Below are 21,952 nucleotides of genomic sequence, written 5' to 3'. Positions count from 1 at the left end.
ACCAATATTCCTCACTGCTGCCTCCCGTAGGAGTCTGGTCCGTGTCTCAGTACCAGTGTGGGGGATAATCCTCTCAGACCCCCTACCTATCGTTGCCATGGTAAGCCGTTACCTTACCATCTAGCTAATAGGACGCATAGTCATCTTGTACCCATAAATGTTTAATAGTGGTTCGATGCCGAATCACTATATTATGGAGTGTTAATCTTCATTTCTAAAGGCTATCCTCCTGTACAAGGCAGATTCTATACGCGTTACGCACCCGTTCGCCGGTCGTCAGCATAGCAAGCTACCTGTTACCCCTCGACTTGCATGTGTTAAGCCTGCCGCTAGCGTTCATCCTGAGCCAGGATCAAACTCTTCATTGTATATTTTAAATAATATGAATGAATAAGTTTCAAAAGAATTTAACTTAATTAAAAGTTATGGTTATTCTACTCTTATTTACGCTGTCAATTTCAATATTTTCAATGAACGTAACTTATTTAGTTACAGATAAGATTTTACTCTTATCATTTTTTGTAGAAATGCTAGAATTGAACTAACTGATTTTTAGCTTAAAAATCATTCCAAAATTTCTTGATCGTTTTGCTTTAATGCATTTCTTAAAGCGGTTGCAAATATACATTCTTTAATTTGTTTTAAACAAGATAAACTTAACTTATTTTTTACATTTTATTAATGTAATACTTAACGACATTTTAATGAACCTTGTTAACTTTTAAACTTGTGTTTTTCCGTTAGCGGTTGCAAATCTACGCCCTTTTATTGGACTGACAAGGGATTTTATTTGTTTATTTTTAAAGTATTTTACTAATCGCTGATTTTCAAAGCATTAAACCTTAATTATTATTTATCATAAACAAAATTTGAACGACATCAATTTCCCCATTTTTAACTCTTATTACTATCGGCACAAGCAAGATGCTCGCGATAGCGTATAAAAAACGAAACTAAATAGCTAAAAACAAACATAGTAAATAGACTTAGCCCCGATTGAAGCATCTGTTTGAGCTCTTTTTTTGATTTTTCTTCAAAAAAAAGCGAGTGCAGAAAGCGGGAAATAGCTCCAAAAAAATCAAACAAAAACTACAATAATGAACCCTATTTAATAAATATAACCGAACTAATTTGTTTTTATCAGATTAATCTTTAGATTTGTCAGACACAACAAAAACAAAAATGACATTACAAAATAATAACAAAGGATTCTATTTCTATTTTTATTTCTTTAATAAGAACTGAGACTTTGTATCGTAATGTTAAATAACATATATAATTATAAAGTCTCGATATCGAGGCTTTTTTTTTGACTAAAAATGAAAGAAATTATAGCAATTCAAGGAGCAGAAGGCTCTAACCATCATAAAGTAGCTCGTGACTTTTACGGAAAAACACAAATAATAGAATGTATGTCCTTTGATACTTTAGTAGATAATCTGCTAAATGAAAAAGCAACTATCGGAATTATGGCACTCGAAAATACCATCGCTGGTTCGATTATTCCGAATTATGCACTCATCGATAACCATAATTTACAAATAATAGGTGAACAATATTTAAATATTCATCACCATTTAATGGCATTGCCCAATCAGAAAATTGAAGATATCAAAGAAGTTTGCTCACATCCAATGGCACTCCTGCAATGTAAAGAATTTTTTAAAAAATATCCGAAAATAAAACTAATCGAAGATGTCGATACCGCTGAAGTCGCTAAAAGAATCGCTCAAAATAACCTAAAAGGAGTCGCTGCAATTGCTCCAAAAATCGCCGCAGAAATATTTAACCTAAACATTATCGAAGACAGCATTCAAACAATCAAAGAAAATGCAACCCGATTCGTAATACTAGAAACCAAAAAAAGAAATCACCAAAATAATAGCGATAATACTATCAAAAATAGCAATAAAGCATCACTTAAATTTCAACTAGACCACAAAAGAGGCAGTTTAGCAACCATATTAAACGTATTAAGCGATTGTAAAATGAATTTAACAAAAATTCAATCGCTACCAGTAATAGAAGCTCCATGGAAATATTCCTTCTTCGTTGATGTTACTTTTGATGAATATCAACACTATGAAAAAGCAATCGCAATTATAGAAATAATGGCGGAAAATTTGAAAATATTAGGAGCATACAAAAACGGAAGAAAATGATTCAACCAGCAAAAAGATTAAATACCGTACAAGAATACTACTTCTCTAAAAAATTAAGAGAAGTTAGAGAATTAGCATCCCAAGGGAAACCAATTATCAATATGGGAATCGGAAGCCCCGATTTATTGCCGCCGCCAATCGTAATAAACGCAATTCAGGAAAGTTTTGAACACGCCGTTGCACATAAATATCAAAGCTATCAAGGATTACCAGAATTACGAAACGCTATTGCTACGTTTTATCAACAAAAATTTAACGTTTCAGTAAATCCTGAAAATGAAATATTACCGCTAATGGGCAGTAAAGAAGGAATTATGCATATTTCTATGGCATTTTTGAATCAAGGCGATGCCGTATTAATTCCAAATCCTGGATATCCAACCTATACTTCCGTTACCAAATTGGTCGGAGCAAATCCCATTTTTTATAACTTAAATGATGTCTCTAATTGGCAACCCGATTTTGAAGAATTAGAAAAGTTAGATTTAGAAAACGTGAAAATTATGTGGGTGAATTATCCACACATGCCAACAGGAACAAATGCAACACTCGATACTTTTGAAAAATTAATCGCCTTTGGAAAAAAACATCAAATTTTAATCGTAAATGATAATCCGTATAGTTTTATTTTAAATGATAATCCTATCAGTATTTTACAAGTTGATGGCGCAAAAGACATCGCTTTAGAATTAAATTCATTAAGCAAAACCTTTAATATGGCGGGCTGGAGAGTTGGAATGGTTTTAGGAAATCCGAATTTTATCAACCAAATATTAAAAGTAAAAAGTAATATGGATTCTGGAATGTTTTACGGAATTCAAAAAGGCGCAATTGAAGCATTACATTTGTCCGATCAATGGTTTAAAACTCAAAATAAAACATACCAAGAACGTAGAGAATTAATTTTTCAACTTGCCGATATCCTAAAATGTACCTACAATAAAAATTCCACAGGATTATTTGTTTGGGCGAAAATTCCTGAAGGAAAAACATCCGAAGAAATTGCCGATGAAATTTTATATACAAAAGATATATTTATTACCCCTGGAACGGTTTTTGGTTCGCAAGGAGAAGGATATATTCGCTTCTCATTATGTATCTCAAAAAAAGTAATTCAAGAAGCAATTAGTCGATTTGCCTAAAAAAAAGGCATCGTAAAATAACATTTCAAGCAAAAAAAGCAACGAAATGATCTAAAATAAAAAATATGAATGTATTTGTAATTGGCGTTGGTTTAATTGGCGGAAGTATGGTCTTGGATATTCAACGAGAATATCCAGAAGCAACTATATACGGCATTGATGCCAACGATAATCACTTAGAAGAAGCCCTGAAAATTGGCGTTATTCAAAAAAAAGCAACCTTCGAAGAACTAGATAAAGCCGATATCGTTATTATTTCAATTCCTGTTGATGTAACTATCGAATTATTACCGAAAATATTAACAATCGTATCAGATACTTGTCTCGTTTTTGATGTAGGTTCAACAAAATCATTAATTTGCAACGAAATTAAAACGCATCCGAAAAGAAGAAATTTTTTAGCAACGCACCCAATTGCAGGAACAGAATTTTCTGGACCAACCGCAGCGCATCAAAATTTATTTCAACAAAAAACAAATATTATTTGTGAAGTCGAAAAAACAGCGTTTAAATTACAAGAAAAAGCATTAGAGATTTTTGCGAAAATAGGCATGAGAATACGTTATATGGACGCAGAATCACACGATAAACATATTGCATATGTATCACATTTATCGCACATTAGCTCTTTTATGCTCGGTAAAACCGTTATCGAAAAAGAAAGAAATGAACGTGATATTTTTGATATGGCTGGTTCAGGTTTTGCATCAACAGTACGTTTAGCAAAAAGTTCGCCCGCAATGTGGACACCAATTTTCAAGCAAAATAAAAATAATGTTATAGAAACTTTAGAAGAATATATAACTAATTTGCAAGAATTTAAAGAACTAATGAAAAAAGATGATTTTACAGAAATTTATAACAAAATGGAAAGTACAAATCATATAAAACAAATATTAAACGGCATAAAATAATAGCCACAATAATAATTAAAATGAAGAATACAAAAGAATTAAGAACATGGTTGGATGATATGAATTTAGCACATCCACTAGTAATAGCAGGGCCTTGTAGTGCAGAAACCGAAGAACAGGTTTTAAAAATTGCACACGAATTAAAAGATTCTGATGTAAACTATTTTAGAGCAGGAATTTGGAAACCAAGAACAAGACCTGGGAATTTTGAAGGCGTAGGCGCGTTAGGTTTAAAGTGGTTGCAAAAAGTAAAAGCAGAAACAGGTATGAAAACCTGTACCGAAGTGGCAAACGCAGCACACGTAAAATTGGCTTTAGAACACGATATTGATTTATTATGGATTGGCGCACGTTCAACGGTATCGCCATTTATTATGCAAGAAATTGCCGATGCCTTACAAGGAACGGATAAAATTGTATTGGTTAAAAATCCTGTAAACCCAGATTTAGCCTTATGGTTAGGTGGAATCGAACGCTTATATACCGCTGGAATTAAAAATTTAGGAGCTATTCATAGAGGGTTTTCTACCTACGAAAAATCGAAATATAGAAATATTCCTGAATGGCAAATTGCTATCGAATTTCAAAATAGATTTCCTGATTTACCATTAATTTGTGATCCTTCGCATATTACAGGAAATAGAGAAATGATTTTTGATGTGTGTCAAACTGCGTTAGATTTGAATTTTGATGGCTTAATGATTGAAACGCATTTCGATCCTGAAAATGCTTGGAGCGACGCCGCTCAACAAGTTACGCCTGATAAATTAAAACAAATCATGGAAGATTTGAAAATTAGAAAAGCAACCGAAACCGATTCTAGTTACAGAGAATCTTTAGAAAATTTAAGAGCTCAAATTAACGTGATTGATGGACAATTAATCGATATGATGAGCAAAAGAATGAAAGTTGCCGATAAAATCGGAGCTTTGAAAAAAGATATGAATGTTGCCGTGCTACAATCAAGACGCTGGAACGAAATTCTTGGAAACATGATTCTTGAAGGAGAAAGCAAAGGTTTAAGCGAAGAGTTTGTACTCAAAATGTTTAAAGCTGTTCATCAAGAATCTATCAATCATCAAGAAAAAATTATCAAAGGATAAATTAATTCTTTCTGATTTTTTAATAAGTACTCAAAATATCAAAACCTAAAAAAATACAATATTGGGGCAGACACACAGGTCTGCCCCTATCTATTTTAGCTTCGCCCTATCGTAAATCGCCAAAATTATATGTGATTCAATTTAAATATCCCAATAAAATATTCTTCAAAAAAAAGAACCCGCAAAAAACAGAAAATAGCGACAAATAAATCAAACTTAAAAAATTAATTTTAAGAATTAATTTCTGCATCTTTGTAGCATGACAGGAATCGTATATAAATCTACAGGAAGTTGGTATTGGGTAAAGTCTGAGGACGTTTTATACAAATGCCGTATCAAAGGAAAATTTCGACTAAAAGACATCAAAAGTACCAACCCAATCGCCGTGGGAGATATCGTTGATTTTGACCTAGAAACCAAAAATAATGAAGAAACAGGAGTAATTACCAATATTCATGAACGTAATAACTTTATCGTTCGTAAATCGGTAAATTTATCGAAACAAACACATATTATTGCCGCAAATATTGACCAAGTTTTTTTGCTAATTACCATTAATAATCCGCCCACTTTTACCACTTTTATTGATCGATTTTTAGTATCCGCAAGAGCATACAGAATTGATACAATTTTAGTTTTCAACAAAATAGATTCCTATAAAATAGAAGAACGTGGCGAAATTTTATACCTTAAAGATATTTACGAAAATATCGGATATACCTGTATTGAAGTATCAGCAAAAGAAAATAATAATGTCGATGCCATTAAAAAAATAATGCTCGGAAAAACATCTATGTTTGTAGGGCATTCAGGCGTTGGAAAAACAACCCTGGTAAACACCATTGACCCTAGTTTAAACCTAAAAACTAAAGAAATTTCCGACCAACATAATCAAGGAAAACATACCACCACTTTTGCCGAAATGTTCGATTTAAACCTCGAAAACCCAAATGATGCACGAATTATTGACACGCCTGGAATTAAAGGATTTGGTGTCGTTGATATTGATAAAGAAGAATTAGGCGATTATTTTCCAGAGTTTTTTGCCCTAAAACAAGATTGTAAATTCAATAATTGTATTCATGTAAATGAACCGAAATGCGCCGTGAAAGATGCCCTAGAAGCCGATACAATTTCTTGGGAACGCTATAAAAGTTATTTGCAAATTTTAGAAGGCGAAGAAGAACATTATAGAACCGATATTTGGGAAAAAGATCAAGAATAAATGAAAGCTGTAATTCAAAGAGTAAGCAAAGCAAGTGTAACAATTGAAAATCAAAAAGTTGCCGATATTCAAAATGGTTTACTAATTCTTATTGGAATAACCAATGAAGATACACAAGAAGATATCAATTGGTTATCTAAAAAAATAACGAATCTTCGAATTTTTAATGATGAAAATGATGTGATGAATAAGTCATTAATTGATATCAAAGGAGATGCAATTATTGTAAGTCAGTTTACGTTACAAGCATCCACCAAAAAAGGGAATAGACCAAGTTATATGAATGCGGCAAAACCTGAAATTGCCATTCCTTTATATGAAGCATTTATTGAAAAAGTAGAAGGAAATTTAGAAAAAAAAGTGCAAACAGGAGAATTTGGTGCCGACATGAAAATCGAACTTTTAAACGATGGACCTGTTACAATTATTATTGATAGTAAAAATAAAGTGTAAAACTGCTGTTTTATAGTTAGTAGCAATTCAACAAAAAGATATTCACTTTAAAAGTATAAATGAAAAATCCAAGAAGCAAATGTTACAAATGCATGATGCCTTCATCTTCATGTATTTGTAAACACATTAATCATATCCAAACCAAGACTCGTTTTATTATTCTTATGCACCCGAAAGAGTACAAAAAAGAAAAAAACGGAACGGGACGTATGACCAATCTTCAGCTTGAAAATTCAGAAATTATCGTTGGGGTAGATTTTACAAATAATAAACGTGTAAATGAAATACTGAATAATGAAAAAAACTCTTCTTTTTTACTTTATCCAGGAGAAGATAGCTTCAACTTATCAGTAAAGAAAAGTTCAGAAATAATTTCCTTTATGGGGGATAATCCACACATTTTTATTCTCGATGGAACATGGCCTTGCGCTCGTAAAATGCTTAAATTGAGTAAAAACTTACAAAAACTAAAAAGAGTAAGTTTTGATAATAAAATAAAATCGAAATTTACTATTAAGCAACAACCTGCGCCGCTTTGCCTTAGTACTATTGAATCTGTTTACACCGTTTTAAATTTACTTAATCAAAGTAATTTAGAACAATGTGACACCAAGAGTTTTTTGCTTCCTTTTGAAAAAATGATTGCCCATCAAATTGAATGTATGCTAGATACAAATAATAAAGAGCTTGTTCCTAAGAATGTTTATAAGAAAAATATGGAAAGAAGTATTATTTTTGAACAAGAAAATTAGTGGTCTTTTTTGTGAAATTTATAAATATTCATACGCATCAAAATTTCAAAAAGGATTTCAATATTTTAAATTGTTATCCTAATTCAACAGATTTTAATACGCCGTTTTCTATCGGGATTCATCCGTGGTTTATTCTTGAAGAAAAAATTGAAGATGAACTTATCTTTATCAAAAAAAAACTACTTCATAAAAATTGTTATGCCGTTGGAGAATGTGGTTTAGATAAATTATCAAAAATAAATTATCTACTTCAAATTAAGGTTTTTAAAGAACATATTCAATTATCCGAAGCCTTTAAAAAACCACTGATTATTCATTGTGTAAAATCTTTTCAAGAAATTATTCAAATTAAAAAAGAACTGAAACCTTCACAAAAATGGCTGATTCACGGTTTTCATAAAAATAATCAAATTGCTTTAGAACTTATAAAAAATGATTGTTTTTTATCCTTCGGAAAAGCCCTTTTATATTCCGATAAACTACAAAAAGTGTTTGAAAATATTCCGATCGATAAAATATTTTTAGAAACCGATGACGCAGAAATTGATATTATCGAAATTTATCAAAAAGCAAGTAGCATCAAAAATAGTAACATCAAAAAAATACAAGAAAAAATACATCAAAATTTTAATACGATATTTATACAATGAGTTGGTTAGAAAGAACGGAATTATTAGTTAAAAAAGAAGGCATTGAAAAACTCCAAAAAGCACATATTTTAATTGTTGGTTTAGGAGGCGTTGGCTCATTTGCTGCCGAATTTATCGCAAGAGCAGGCGTTGGAAAAATGACCATTGTTGATGGGGATGATTTTGATAAAACAAACATAAACAGACAATTACCCGCCTTAAATAGTACGATTGGAAAATCGAAAGTTAGCGTAGTTGCCCAAAGAATTAAAGATATAAATCCCAATATCGAACTTACAGAAATTCAAGAATTTTTATCGCCAGAAAGAGCTTTTGAAATTGTAAACCCAAAATATGATTATGTTTTAGATTGTATTGATAGTATCACACCGAAAATTAATTTAATCGTTGCCGCTAAAAGAAAAAAAGTCAAATTGATAAGCGCCATGGGAGCTGGCGGAAAATTAGATGCCAGTAAAATAGTCGTTAAAGATATCAGCAAAACTAAAAACTGTAAAATGGCACGAGCACTTAAAAAAAGATTAAAAGAACGAAAAGTCGATAAAGGTGTTATGGCTGTCTATTCCGAAGAAATCCAAATTCCGGAAAGTTTACAATTAACCGATGGAAATAATTTTAAAAAATCTTTTTATGGAACAATCAGTTATATGCCCGCCGCTTTTGGCTTACAAGCTAGTTCTTATGTTATTAACAAAATCTTAACAAAAAAATAATTCCCACGGAAACTATTTTTAAAGTATATTTGCCGTAATTATTTAAGTTTATTAATAATCAATCCTAAAAAAATCAATCAACATGAAAAAATCAATTTTAGCAATTGCTCTTATCGCAATTACAGCGGTTTCTTGTAAATCAGAAAAAAATAAAGTTACGGCTAACGAAGAAGTTAAAGACATCAAAAAAGTAGAAAATGTACTTAATTCGTACAAAGCAAATATTGCTGAATCTACCGTAACTTGGAAAGGAAATAAGCCTACAGGTTCACATAATGGCGTTGTTAATATTACTAACGGTGTGTTTGATATTGAAAATGAAGTGCTTAAATCAGGTGAGTTTACCATTGATATGACTTCAATTTCTTGTAGCGATTTAGAAGTTGCTGATGGTAAAGAAAAATTAGAAAAACATTTAAAAGATGCAGACTTTTTTGATGTTGAAAAATTCCCTACCGCTAAATTTGAAATCGCAAGTTCTGAAACTAAAGATGGAAAATTACAGGTAACTGGTAATTTAACACTTAGAGGAACTACAAAAAGTATCACAATTCCTGCAACCGTTACTCAAAATGAAGACGTAGTAACTTTTAAAAGTGAGGTTTTTAATATTGATAGAACAGATTTTGGTGTTACTTATAAATCTAAAAAAATTGATGCAGCTTTAAAAGATAAATTCATTAATGATTTAATGGAAATTTCTTTTGATATTAAAGCTAAAAAATAATTTTAGTAGCTGATTTAAAATATTTTATAAAAAAACCTGAACAGTATTGTTCAGGTTTTTTGCTTTAATTCTTAAATTATTTTAAGAAAATTACAAAACTCTTTTAGCTTTTACAAATGATTTCCGCCAATAACTATCACGTAATGAGCTGATAATAACACCACTAGAAGTACTTGCATGTATAAAACGAACATCGCCCCGTTTTACCGAAGTAACCAAACCTACATGGTTTATGCCTGCTCTTCTTCTTGATGTTTTAAAAAATACTAAATCACCTCGTTTTACTTTTCCAAGTGAAATATCATAGCCTTTTCGAGACATTTCTCGTGATGTTCTTGGCATTGAAATCTTCCGAAAACTAAAAGATGTATGAATTAAACCCGAACAATCCATTCCTCTTTTGGTCGTTCCGCCAAATTTGTACGGAGCTCCTTTATAACTTACAGCTGTCCAAACAATTTTATCGGCAATAGAAGGCGTATTTTTTGAATTGTTTGTTGATTTTTTAGATACTTTTTTAGGTGATTTACCTCCAGATTTTGTATTGATTTTTTTATGTATATAAATGACGCTATTAGCACTATTTTTAATTTTTCGATACTTCGATATATTCTTAGAAGTTCCACAAGAAATGAATAAGAAAGAAAGAAATAAAAAGAATCCTAGTTTTTGAAGCATCATAAATACTATTTTTAATTGTTTTTTTTAATTTTTAGCTTCTTTTAATCCTTCTACAATTAATTTTGCAGTTATTGCTGATGCGCCTTTTCCACCTAATTTTTGTTCTAAATCGGTGTATGCTGAAAGTAATTTTTGTCGTGTATCGGGCATTAAAATTCGTTGTAATTCATTGGATAAATTTTCTTTTGTAAACTCATTTTGAATCAATTCTTTCACAACTTCCCGATTCATTATTAAATTGACAAGCGAAATATATTCCAAGGTAATAATTCGTTTTGCAATTTGATACGAAATCGTACTTCCCTTATAGCAAACTACTTGAGGTACTTTAAACAAAGCTGTTTCTAGGGTTGCGGTACCCGAAGCAACCAAAGCAACGTGTGAAACACTTAATAAATCGTACGTTTTATTGTTGATAAATTTGATTTTTTTACCTTCGGGAAAACGAGCTTCAAAAGTATCGATAAATGTTTTATAAAACTCAAAAGGTTGGCTTGGAGCTCCCGCAATTACAAACTGATATTCTGAAAAATCAGGCACTAACGACAGCATTACCGACAGCATTTTTGTAATTTCTTGCTTTCTACTTCCAGGTAATATAGCGATAATTTTTTTATCTCCTAACTGATATTTTGTTCTAAAATCCTGTTCATTTAATGATTTTCTATCAGCAATTGCGTCAATTAGCGGATGTCCAACAAAATTTACCTCATAATTATATTTTTGATAAAATTCTTTTTCAAACGGAAGAATGACAAACATTTGGTCAATATCTCGTTTTATATCTTGTACTCTACTGGCTCTACTTGCCCAAACTTGAGGTGAAATATAATAATTTGTTCTAAAACCTTGTTGTTTTGCCCATTTGGCAATCCGAAGATTAAACCCTGAATTATCTATAAAAATTAAGACATCAGGCTTAAAATTTGCAATATCTTTTTTACAGAAAGAAAGCATTCCTAGAATTTTTTTCAAATTTAAGAATACCTCAATAAATCCCATAAAAGCACGTTCTTTGTAATGTTTTACAAGCGTTCCGCCTACTTCTTGCATTAAATCACCGCCCCAAAAACGAATTTCGGCTGTTGGATCTTCTTTTAATAACGATTTCATCAAATTAGCTCCGTGTAAATCTCCAGAAGCTTCCCCTACAAGAATGTAATATTTCATAAATGATATCTTATAAAAATTTCAAAATAAATGTTAGTAACGCTATGATTACGGTAATTATTAGAACGCCTCTAGCTCTATATTCTTGATTTTTCTTTAAAAAAATCCAAAAAACGACTAAATTAGGAATACTCGCCAATGCTAATACCGATCCTAAAACGCCACCTTCTCGTATTTTCATGAATGTTTCGCTAAGTGTGCCTACAGATATAAATTCTAAATAAAGATAAAATCCAGCAATGGTGGCTAGTATGGCTACAAAAATTCCAATTATTATTTCTTTTGTTATATATCCCATGAATTTATTTTTTGAATTGCATGATGTGCTGTCATATCGAATTGTACAGGCACCATAGATATATAGCCATTTTCTAATGCCCAAATATCGGTATCTTCGCCTTTATCTTTGTTGATAAATTCTCCTGACAACCAATAATATTCTTTACCGTTTGGACTTTTTCGTTTGTCAAAATTTTCTTTCCAAAAACCATTTGCTTGACGACAAACACGAACTCCTTTAATTTCTTCTTCTTTTAACTTCGGAATATTTACGTTTAAAACAACGCCATCAGGCAATCCGTTTGTTAAAACATTGATTACTATTCTTTTGATCGATTCTTTAGCAGCACCAAAATCGGCATGCCAATCAAAATCTAATAAAGAAAAACCAATAGCAGGAATTCCTTCAATACCAGCTTCTACAGCGGCGCTCATTGTTCCCGAATAAATAACACTTATCGATGAATTTGCTCCGTGATTTATTCCTGAAACACATAAATCTGGCGTACGATTTAAAATTTCATTTTTCGCCATTTTAACACAATCGGCAGGCGTACCAGAACAACTATATTCTATTTGGGGTCCTTGATCTATTTCAATAGCATTACAATGTAATACATTATTTACTGTAATCGCGTGTCCCATACCACTTTGTGGATTATCTGGGGCAACCACAATTACATCGCCTATTTCATTCATTATTTGAATTAACATTCGAATACCTGGCGCGGTAATTCCATCATCATTCGTTACCAAAATTAAAGGTCTTTTTTGCATAGGGTGTTTGTTTTACAACAAATGTAACATAAAAAAAGCACTCTTATTTTAACATTTATTAAAGATAGAATCCTATGTTTTATGCGTAAAATTGTAACTCAAAAACCATAAAACCTCAGAATATCGCTATAAAATAAACAACAAGAACAACATCAAATCGAAATAAAAATTAAAAGTAAAAAAATGGCATTATTTTAGTAGTTTAGCATTGCTGATATTCCCATTAAAATACAGAAGATATATGAAGAAGAAGTTTATCATTCCATTTATAGCAAGTATAGTATTATTTTCAAGCTCTATTTACTCAAGTAGTTTTGATGAAAAAATACGCAAAAAATCAAGCCAAAACAAAGCACAAGACTCTAGCAAATATGTCAACAGACATCTAAGCAAAGATCCTGAAAAAGACAGAGTTATTGTCTATGTTTTAAAAAATATTTTAAGCCGATATCATTATGTTAAAAAAGAATTAAATGATGATTTTTCAGAACATGTTTACACCAGCTTTATTGATGGTTTAGACCCTAATAAAAGATATTTTACCCAAGAAGATTTAAAAGAATTTTCTCAATTTAAATATCAAATAGACGACCAATTACGAAACACTAATATTGACTTTTATAAATTAGTCTATCATCGATTTTTAGAAAAATTAACAGCCGCTAAAAACAATTATCGCACATTGTTAGCACAGCCTTTTAATTATAAAAAAAATGAAGTAATTAATGTTGATTATGAAAACTTACCCTTTGCAAAAGATGAACTCGAATTAGTTGATTACTGGAGAAAACAATTAAAACTTTCTATTTTAAGTAGAATTGAAGAAGCAGAAACAGCTCAAAATTCATCAGAAAAAAAGGATAAATCAGAAAAACTTGAAAAATCAACTAAAAATAAAACTAAAAAGAGTTTTAAAGAATTAGAAATTGAAGCCCGAAAAGAAGTTTTAACCAACATGAATGAACTATATGAACGCATTGATGAACTTGAAAATTCTGATTGGTATTCTACTTTTTTAAATAGTGTCGTAAGTGGTTTTGATCCACATACAACCTATATGTCACCCCGAATAAAATCTCGTTTTGACCAAGAAATGTCAGGGAAATTAGAAGGAATTGGCGCTCGTTTACAAAAAAAAGGAATGTATACGCATGTTGTAGAACTCATCTCTGGAGGTCCTGCTTGGAAACAAGGAGAACTTGAACCTGACGATATTATTTTAAAAGTTGCACAATCCGATGAAAAACCACTAGATATTGTAGGAATGCGTTTGGACGATGCTATTAAATTTATCAAAGGAAAAAAAGGAACAGAAGTGCGTTTAACCGTAAAGAAAAAAATTGACGGAACTATTAAAACAATTCCAATTATTCGAGATGTTGTTGAACTAGAGGAAACTTTTGTAAAATCGAGCATTGTTGAAAAAAATGGCGAAAAATATGGCGTTATCAATCTTCCTCGATTTTATATTGATTTTAATGATTTAAGCCGTAGAGATGCCGCTAAAGACATGGAAAAAGAAATCGACCGTTTGAAAAATGAAAACGTAAAAGGATTAATTGTCGATTTGAGAAACAATGGTGGTGGATCGTTAAAAACAGCTATCGAAATTGGTGGATTATTTATCAAAGAAGGACCAATTGTACAAGTGAAATATCGTGGAGAAGCACCACTTGTTAAAAATGATACCGATACCAAAACACAATGGAACGGTCCTTTAGTCGTGATGGTTAATGAGTTTTCAGCTTCGGCTTCTGAAATTTTTGCCGCCGCTATGCAAGATTATAAACGAGGAATTATTATCGGTGGAAAACAAACCTACGGAAAAGGAACGGTACAGAATGTAATGCCAATCAATCGTTTTTATGAAAAATATCCAAGCGATTTAGGAGCGTTAAAAATGACTATTCAAAAATTTTATCGCATAAATGGTGGCTCAACTCAAATTGAAGGCGTGTATTCCGATATCGCATTGCCATCAAAATATAGTTATATGGAATTTGGTGAACGTGATTTAGACGGTGCTTTGCCTTGGGATAAAGTACAACAAGCAAACTATCATCCTACAAATTCTTATCGTAATTTTAGCGATGCCGTGTACAATAGTCAGCAACGTGTATTGCATAATCAGAAATTTAACGAAATTAATAATTATGCTAAATGGTTGAAGAAAAATCAAGAAGAAAATGTGTATTCCTTAAAATATAGCACTTTTAAAAAAGAAAGCGAAACCAAAATTAAGGAAAGTAAAAAGTTTAAAGATATCTTTAAATTCGATTCTGATTTAGCATTTAAATCGCCTAAATATGAACTAAAGCTGTTTTCAAAAGATACCATCTTAAAAGAAAAACGCGTTGTTTGGCATAAAAATCTGAAAAAAGATATTTACTTAAACGAAGCACTAAACGTATTAAGTGAACTTAAAATGACAGAAAATTATACAATTATCAAACAATAATGTTAAAGTTCAACAAAAAATAAAAGCAAAAAAAACACAAAAAATAAGACAAAAACAAGGGATTTTAAATCCCTTGTTCATCTTATAAAAGCATCGTTAAAATATTAAAATTCTTAAATTTTTAAATTTTTATAGTTACAATCAACCCTTCATTGGAACGCACATTAAAAACCGTTTCATCATCAAAAATTAAATATTGTCCTTTTACGCCTACTAAAACACCCGTATATGTTTCTGATTTTACAATATTTAAACTTTTAGGTTTCAACGGATATTTATCAACAGGAAAATTAATTTGCGTTTCTTCATTATTTTCGATAATATATTGCTTGGCTTGTTCAGGAATAAAAGCGCTTAATTTCTCTTTCCAAGCGACCAAACTTTCATCAACAACATCATTTTTTAGCATTTTTCGCCAATTGGTTTTATCAGCAACATACGCTTTTAAAGCAACTTCCGTAATTCCTGCTAAATACCTGTTTGGTACTTCCACAATTTCGATGGCTTCATGTGCTCCTTGATCTATCCAACGAGTTGGCACTTGTCCTTTTCTGGTAACACCAACTTTTACGCTACTCGAATTTGCTAAGTATACAATATGAGGTTTTAATTGTACACTTTTTTCATAGGCTAAATCTCTATCTTCGATGCCTAAATGTGCCGTGCTTAATTCAGGACGCATAATCCAATCGCCTGCATTTGGCATTTCGAAAAAACACTTCTTACAAAAACCCTGACGGTATATTTCTTGTGAAGAAGAACAATTTAAACACGAATACCCTACAAAACTTAATGTTATTTGCCTGTTTAACAACTGATTCATATTAATAAAATCCGAACCCATATCTAAATAATATTGAACGGTCTCTAAATTTTCGGTGGACATTTTTTTTAAAATTCCTTGGTACTCCATGTCTTAAATTTTATTACTTTTAGCTTCACAAACTTACTGTAAAAAACTGTAAAAAAAATCATTAAGTCGTAACCTATGTCGTTTCCATTTATAAATTCTATTATTTCTTGGTTTTTAAAAAAGCGTAAACACCAAGTCGAATTATTTTTAAAATATCCTATTGATGTTCAGGATGAATTGCTTCAAAAATTAATACAGACTGCTAAAAGTACTGAATTTGGAAAAGCACATCATTTTTCATCTATTAAAAAATATGCCGATTTTACTAAAAATATTCCTATTCAACAATATGAAAGTATTGAACCGCTTATCGAACGTTGCCGAAAAGGCGAACAGAACTTGTTTTGGCCAACACCTATCCGTTGGTTTGCAAAAAGTAGTGGAACAACCAATGCAAAAAGTAAATTTATTCCTGTAAGCGATCAAGCAATTGAAGATTGTCATTTGAAAGCAGGAAAAGATATGCTCTGCTTATATGTTTCGAACAATGAAAATACCAACATGTTTGCTGGTAAAGCTTTAAAACTTGGCGGTAGCACAGCAATTTATGAAAATAACAATTCTTATTTTGGTGATTTATCGGCGATTTTAACAGAAAATTTGCCTTTTTGGGCAGATTTTAGCTCTGCTCCTAGCCAAGAAGTATCATTAATGAATGAATGGGAAGCCAAAATTGAAGCCATTATTGATGAAACTATTGATGAAAATATTACCAGTTTATTTGGCGTTCCTAGTTGGATGTTGGTACTTTTAAATCGGGTTTTAGAAAAAACTGGTAAAGATAATATCTTAGAGGTTTGGCCTAATTTAGAAGTTTATTTTCATGGAGGCGTAAATTTTAATCCGTATCGAGAACAATACAAAAAATTAATTCCGAAGAAAAATTTTAAATATTACGAAAGCTATAATGCATCCGAAGGTTTTTTTGCCATTCAAGATATTAATAATTCCGATGAACTACTCTTAATGTTGGATTATGGTATTTTTTATGAATTTATTCCGATGAGCCAATATGATGGCGAAAATTCTATTGCAATTCCATTATCCGAAGTAGAAATAGGAATTAATTATGCCGTTGTTATTACCACTAATGGCGGTTTATGGCGCTATTTAATTGGCGATACCGTCCGTTTTACCAATACAAATCCGTATCGCATAAAAATTACAGGACGCACCAAACATCATATTAATGTTTTTGGAGAAGAATTAATCATCGAAAATGCCGAAGATGCCTTAAAAATAGCCTGTAAAAAAACAAAAGCAACGATTAAGGATTATACCGTTGGTCCTATTTTTATGGCAGATAAAAAAAGTGGCGGACATCAATGGATTATCGAATTTAATGAAAAACCAGAAGATATAACACTTTTTACCAAATTATTAGACAGTTCATTACAAGAAATTAATTCGGATTATGAAGCCAAACGATATCATAATATGACTTTAGCAATGCCGAAAATACATATTGCTCGTGAAAATTTATTCTATGATTGGTTTACCAAAAAAGGAAAATTAGGAGGACAACATAAAGTTCCTCGTTTATCGAATTCTCGTAATTTTATTGAAGAATTACTCGAATTATAAAAGCCGAAGTATATACCTCGGCTTTTAAGTATTTTTTTACTCAACATTAAAAAGAATTGGTAAAGCATAACCTATTTCGACCACTTTTCCTGCTACTTCTCCTGGTATCATTTTGGGTAATTTTTGTACTATCGCTATAACTGCTTCCTGTAATTTTTGGTGTGGGGCACGTGCTTTAATATCAATAATATTACCTTTTTCATCAATTTTAAACTGAACATAAACTCTCTTTTCACCTGCTGATAAACCTAAAGTATTGGCTAGTTTTGCGTTAATATTTTTGTGTATAAACTTAGAAATACTGTTATTAAAACATTTTTTATCATTTTTTTCACAACCTGAAAATGTTGGTATTTTATCTAAATCTGAAAAAGTAATATTATTATTATCTACTAATTTTTTTAATCTTTTATATTTAGATTCATAAAAAATCATTTTTCTATTATTACTAGTTTCAAAAATTGTCATTTTAATTGGTAGAGAACGATTTTCTAAGCTATTTAATAAAATTTGATATTCCTCTTTTTCTTCGGATGTTAATTCTGATACTAAAACTTCTTTGGCATTAGGTTTATTATCACCTAGATAAATGTCAAGATATTTACTTTGATAACCACTAGAAGGAATAGCCGTTATTTTACCATCTATCATTTTATAAACGCTTACCTGATCTTTGATAATTTGCTGATTTTCATTATCTTTTTCAACATTACAGGAAGTGTATAAAACCATGCTTACTAACATCGGAATTAATATCAAATACTTCATTTTTTTTACTTCTTTTGATTTTTCTTTTGTCATCATAATAACTCGTTTTTTAATTAATGAATGTTTATAAAATTGATTGATAAAGGAAATATTATCTACTTGAAACACATCTGATAATAAATTATTTATATAATTTTCTTTTAAAATATTTTTACTAACCTCTTGATCTGAAAGATATTCGTGTACTAAGGTTATTCGGTTTTGATACACGTAAATCATCGGATTAAACCACATCACTATTCTAAGAATTTCAAAGAATAATAAATCAAATGTGTGTTTTTGTGTACTATGTACCAACTCGTGTTGAATTATTTTTTCTTGTTTTTCTTCAGAAATTCCAGCACCTAAAAATATATAGTTAAAAAATGAGAATGCTTTTGAGTTTTCGGGAAGTAAAACTAATTTGTAGGTTCGTTTGTTTTCGCTTCCATATTTAAAAATTAAATATATTATTCGTTGTAGCTTTATAATGAAAATTACAAAAAACAGTAAACATCCAATAGAAAAAAACACTTCTACATAATTTATAGATTGATAAATTGCTGATTTTTCGAACACACTTTGAGGTGATAAAACTACTTCTGGTAATAAAACACGATACTCTTGTCTTACTGATTTTTGTAGGGTTGGTATTTTAAAAAATGGCAACAAAAATGAAATAACTGAAGTACTTAACAAATACCACCTGTTTTTAGTAAAAAATGTTTCTTTACTTAAAAACAAATCATAAACAGCTACAAATAATACTTGAAATAAAATTACCTGAATACTATAGTTTAACATGATTTTTTATTTTTATCAACCTCTTTTAAAATGCTTTCCAATTCTTGGATATCCATTTTATTTTCTTTCATAAAAAAAGACACCATACTTTTAAAAGAACCTTCAAAATAACCATTCATTAGTTTATGCAAACTATCATTACTATAAGCCGTTTTTTCTACCAACGGATAATATACATAACCTCTACCCTTTTGCTGATGCCCTACAAATTTTTTGGTTTCTAAAATTCTGATAATCGTTGACACCGTATTATAAGCAGGTTTTGGATTTGGTAATTCAGTAATTATTTCTTTTACCGAGGCCGTTTTTAAATGCCATAATACCTGCATTATTTGCTCTTCTGCTTTTGTTAATTGTTTGCTCATTTTTTTAGATAATCTATTTGTTTACTACAAATATAACTAAATAATTAGTTGTAACTAATTATTTAGTTTAAAATAAAAATAGCAAACTACTTTCAATCAGTTTTTTACACTGTTTAAATAACGTATTTTATATGAAATTAATTCGTATTAAAATTGAAAAACTGAATGCCTAGCCCCGATTGAAGCATTTGTTTGAGCTCCTTTTTTTGATTTTTCTTCAAAAAAAGAGCGAGTGCGGAAAGCGGGAAATAGCTCCAAAAATTGAAATTTAGCACAAAAAAAAAGCGACCCATCTCAGGGAAGCTTTCCATTGGTTAACAAAACCATGACACTATTTAAAGTGCCTAACAACACAACTAAATCGCTGATATTTATAAAAAAATCAGCCTGCAAATATACTTCTTTTTTTATGCTTCACAAAAACAATCATCAATTTATAATTTTTTTATGATATTTTACAAAAAAGCCCATTTTGTTAATCGTTGTTTAATGCTGTAATTGATTGTATATTTGTAGCTTCATTAAAAATTATATAAAAATCAATGCAATTATCAGAACAAGAAGTTGTACGTAGAGAAAAATTAGGAAAATTACGTGAATTAGGTATCAATCCTTATCCTGCTGATTTATTCCCTTTAAATTCAAATTCGAACGTTATCAAAAAAGAATTTGAAGAAGGAAAAAAGGTGATAATTGCTGGTCGATTAATGAGTCGTCGTATTCAAGGAAAAGCTTCTTTTGCCGAATTACAAGATAGCGAAGGACGTATTCAAGTCTATTTTAATCGTGATGAAATATGTACGGGAGAAGATAAAACCTTATACAACGAAGTATATAAAAAATTATTAGATATCGGTGATTTTATCGGTATTGAAGGAACGTTATTTACCACACAAGTTGGTGAAAAAACCGTAATGGTAAAAGATTTTAAACTTTTAAGTAAATCCTTAAAACCATTACCATTGCCAAAAGTCGATGCACAAGGAAATACTTTTGACGGTTTTACAGATCCTGAAATGCGTTACCGTCAGCGTTATGCTGATTTAGTAGTAAATCCACACGTAAAAGAAGTATTCGTAAAACGTACAAAGTTATTTACCGCAATGCGTAACTTCTTTAATGATGCTGGTTACTTTGAAGTAGAAACACCCATTTTACAGCCTATTGCTGGTGGTGCTTCTGCAAGACCTTTTATGACGCATCACAATGCTTTAGACGTACCTTTATATATGCGTATCGCCAATGAATTATATCTAAAAAGATTAATTGTTGGTGGTTTTGATGGTGTTTATGAGTTCTCTAAAAACTTCAGAAATGAAGGAATGGATAGAACACATAATCCTGAATTTACAGCCATGGAAATTTATGTAGCCTACAAAGACTACAACTGGATGATGGACTTTACCGAAAAGTTATTAGAACATTGTGCCATTGCCGTAAATGGAACAAGTGAAACAACTTTTGGAGAACATAAAATTGATTTTAAAGCGCCATACGCAAGAGTTACCATGGCAGATTCTATCAAACATTTTACTGGTTTTGATATTAATGGAAAATCAGAAAGTGAACTTTTTGAGGCTGCCAAAGAAATGGGTATCGAAGTAGATGCAACCATGGGGAAAGGAAAATTAATTGATGAAATGTTTGGTGAAAAATGTGAAGGAAACTACATTCAGCCTACTTTTATTACTGATTATCCAAAGGAAATGTCGCCTTTATGTAAAGAACATAGAGATAATCCTGAACTAACAGAACGTTTTGAATTAATGGTTTGTGGTAAAGAAATTGCCAACGCATATTCTGAATTAAATGACCCAATCGACCAACGTGAACGTTTTGAAGCGCAGTTAAAATTAGCCGAACGTGGCGATGACGAAGCAACTGAATTTATCGACCACGATTTTTTACGTGCTTTAGAATACGGAATGCCTCCAACTTCTGGTTTAGGAATCGGGATGGACAGGTTAATTATGTATTTAACTAATAATCCATCTATTCAAGAAGTGTTATTTTTCCCGCAAATGAGACCCGAGAAAAAAGCACCTACTCTTGAATTAACCGAAGATGAAAAAACTGTTTTAGCAATCATCGAAAAAGCTGAAAAAATTGAATTAAATAACTTAAAAATACAAGCTTCTTTATCAAACAAAAAATGGGATAAAACAATTAAAGGATTAACTAAAAATAAATTAGCAAAAGTTGAAAAAACTGAAGAAGGTTTATTTGTTGAATTAGTATAATTTTTTCTTACATATCATAAAAAAAGCAACCCTTTCAGGTTGCTTTTTTTATGATATAAATCTCTATTAAACTAAAAAAGGAGCTGTTATAAA

The 21,952-nt window shown here is 30.8% G+C and carries 20 protein-coding genes and 1 rRNA gene; 13 read left to right on the top strand and 8 right to left on the bottom strand.

What is annotated here, in order from left to right:
- Positions 1-368, bottom strand: a 16S ribosomal RNA gene (locus L0U77_RS07995); the annotation flags it as partial.
- A 951-nt stretch (positions 369-1,319) separates the two neighbouring features.
- On the opposite strand from L0U77_RS07995, the gene L0U77_RS07990 reads away from it, so the two are divergent.
- The 10 genes from L0U77_RS07990 (at position 1,320) to L0U77_RS07945 (ending at position 9,841) form a co-directional block, all read left to right on the top strand.
- Positions 1,320-2,162 (top strand): prephenate dehydratase, encoded by an 843-nt coding sequence (locus L0U77_RS07990; RefSeq protein WP_101907782.1) that lies wholly within the window; start codon positions 1,320-1,322, stop codon positions 2,160-2,162.
- The gene (locus L0U77_RS07985; protein ID WP_233861027.1) at positions 2,159-3,304 is read left to right on the top strand and encodes a pyridoxal phosphate-dependent aminotransferase; all 1,146 of its coding nucleotides are present in this window, start codon (positions 2,159-2,161) and stop codon (positions 3,302-3,304) included. Before L0U77_RS07990 ends, L0U77_RS07985 begins: the two co-directional genes overlap by 4 nt.
- Positions 3,305-3,369: 65 nt before the next feature.
- A complete protein-coding gene (locus L0U77_RS07980; protein ID WP_233897829.1) occupies positions 3,370-4,218 on the top strand; it encodes a prephenate dehydrogenase in 849 nt (282 codons plus the stop codon).
- Positions 4,219-4,238: 20 nt separating this feature from the next.
- Positions 4,239-5,321, top strand: a complete 1,083-nt coding sequence (locus tag L0U77_RS07975) for a bifunctional 3-deoxy-7-phosphoheptulonate synthase/chorismate mutase type II (RefSeq protein WP_101917624.1) — start codon at positions 4,239-4,241, stop codon at positions 5,319-5,321.
- A gap of 259 nt (positions 5,322-5,580) precedes the next feature.
- Positions 5,581-6,546, top strand: a complete 966-nt coding sequence (gene rsgA / locus L0U77_RS07970) for a ribosome small subunit-dependent GTPase A (protein WP_233897830.1) — start codon at positions 5,581-5,583, stop codon at positions 6,544-6,546.
- Positions 6,547-6,999, top strand: a complete 453-nt coding sequence (gene dtd / locus L0U77_RS07965) for a D-aminoacyl-tRNA deacylase (RefSeq protein WP_233897831.1) — start codon at positions 6,547-6,549, stop codon at positions 6,997-6,999.
- A 59-nt stretch (positions 7,000-7,058) separates the two neighbouring features.
- Positions 7,059-7,751, top strand: coding sequence for a tRNA-uridine aminocarboxypropyltransferase (locus tag L0U77_RS07960; RefSeq protein WP_233897832.1), 693 nt, complete (start codon positions 7,059-7,061; stop codon positions 7,749-7,751).
- Between the two features lie 11 nt (positions 7,752-7,762).
- Positions 7,763-8,401, top strand: a complete 639-nt coding sequence (locus tag L0U77_RS07955) for a TatD family hydrolase (RefSeq protein WP_233900994.1) — start codon at positions 7,763-7,765, stop codon at positions 8,399-8,401.
- Positions 8,398-9,114, top strand: a complete 717-nt coding sequence (locus L0U77_RS07950) for a tRNA threonylcarbamoyladenosine dehydratase (RefSeq protein ID WP_101917632.1) — start codon at positions 8,398-8,400, stop codon at positions 9,112-9,114. Before L0U77_RS07955 ends, L0U77_RS07950 begins: the two co-directional genes overlap by 4 nt.
- 82 nt (positions 9,115-9,196) lie before the next feature.
- Positions 9,197-9,841 carry a YceI family protein gene (locus L0U77_RS07945; RefSeq protein ID WP_193700123.1) on the top strand — a complete coding sequence of 215 codons (645 nt, stop codon included), beginning with the start codon at positions 9,197-9,199 and terminating at the stop codon, positions 9,839-9,841.
- A gap of 90 nt (positions 9,842-9,931) precedes the next feature.
- On the opposite strand, the gene L0U77_RS07940 is transcribed toward L0U77_RS07945, so the two are convergent.
- The 4 genes from L0U77_RS07940 to surE are packed head-to-tail and all read right to left on the bottom strand — an operon-like array spanning position 9,932 to position 12,748.
- Positions 9,932-10,522, bottom strand: a complete 591-nt coding sequence (locus L0U77_RS07940) for a C40 family peptidase (RefSeq protein WP_233884419.1) — start codon at positions 10,520-10,522, stop codon at positions 9,932-9,934.
- A 24-nt stretch (positions 10,523-10,546) separates the two neighbouring features.
- A complete protein-coding gene (gene lpxB, locus L0U77_RS07935; RefSeq protein ID WP_233884423.1) occupies positions 10,547-11,692 on the bottom strand; it encodes a lipid-A-disaccharide synthase in 1,146 nt (381 codons plus the stop codon).
- Between the two features lie 10 nt (positions 11,693-11,702).
- Complete coding sequence (locus tag L0U77_RS07930; protein ID WP_233900237.1) at positions 11,703-11,990, bottom strand: hypothetical protein; 288 nt, start codon at positions 11,988-11,990, stop codon at positions 11,703-11,705.
- Positions 11,978-12,748, bottom strand: coding sequence for a 5'/3'-nucleotidase SurE (gene surE / locus L0U77_RS07925; RefSeq protein ID WP_233900993.1), 771 nt, complete (start codon positions 12,746-12,748; stop codon positions 11,978-11,980). The genes L0U77_RS07930 and surE overlap by 13 nt, the downstream gene beginning before the upstream one ends.
- Positions 12,749-12,989: 241 nt before the next feature.
- Between surE and L0U77_RS07920 the strand changes: the two genes are divergently transcribed.
- On the top strand, positions 12,990-15,206 hold the full coding sequence (locus L0U77_RS07920) for a carboxy terminal-processing peptidase (RefSeq protein ID WP_233897837.1): 2,217 nt from the start codon (positions 12,990-12,992) through the stop codon (positions 15,204-15,206).
- Positions 15,207-15,327: 121 nt separating this feature from the next.
- Here L0U77_RS07920 and L0U77_RS07915 read toward each other — a convergent pair whose 3' ends face one another.
- Positions 15,328-16,119: a DUF2797 domain-containing protein gene (locus tag L0U77_RS07915; RefSeq protein WP_233900235.1), complete on the bottom strand. Its 792-nt coding sequence runs from the start codon at positions 16,117-16,119 to the stop codon at positions 15,328-15,330.
- A gap of 75 nt (positions 16,120-16,194) precedes the next feature.
- Between L0U77_RS07915 and L0U77_RS07910 the strand changes: the two genes are divergently transcribed.
- Positions 16,195-17,703, top strand: a complete 1,509-nt coding sequence (locus L0U77_RS07910; protein WP_101917644.1) for a GH3 auxin-responsive promoter family protein — start codon at positions 16,195-16,197, stop codon at positions 17,701-17,703.
- Between the two features lie 36 nt (positions 17,704-17,739).
- Here L0U77_RS07910 and L0U77_RS07905 read toward each other — a convergent pair whose 3' ends face one another.
- Positions 17,740-19,254, bottom strand: coding sequence for a M56 family metallopeptidase (locus L0U77_RS07905; protein ID WP_233900992.1), 1,515 nt, complete (start codon positions 19,252-19,254; stop codon positions 17,740-17,742).
- The gene (locus L0U77_RS07900; RefSeq protein WP_233884430.1) at positions 19,248-19,619 is read right to left on the bottom strand and encodes a BlaI/MecI/CopY family transcriptional regulator; all 372 of its coding nucleotides are present in this window, start codon (positions 19,617-19,619) and stop codon (positions 19,248-19,250) included. Before L0U77_RS07900 ends, L0U77_RS07905 begins: the two co-directional genes overlap by 7 nt.
- A gap of 542 nt (positions 19,620-20,161) precedes the next feature.
- Here L0U77_RS07900 and lysS point away from each other — a divergent pair.
- On the top strand, positions 20,162-21,859 hold the full coding sequence (gene lysS / locus L0U77_RS07895; RefSeq protein ID WP_233897840.1) for a lysine--tRNA ligase: 1,698 nt from the start codon (positions 20,162-20,164) through the stop codon (positions 21,857-21,859).
- Positions 21,860-21,952: the final 93 nt, after the last annotated feature.

The sequence above is a fragment of the Tenacibaculum piscium genome, assembly GCF_021390715.1.
Lineage (GTDB): Bacteria > Bacteroidota > Bacteroidia > Flavobacteriales > Flavobacteriaceae > Polaribacter > Polaribacter piscius.
This window is presented reverse-complemented; position numbering and strand designations above follow the sequence as displayed.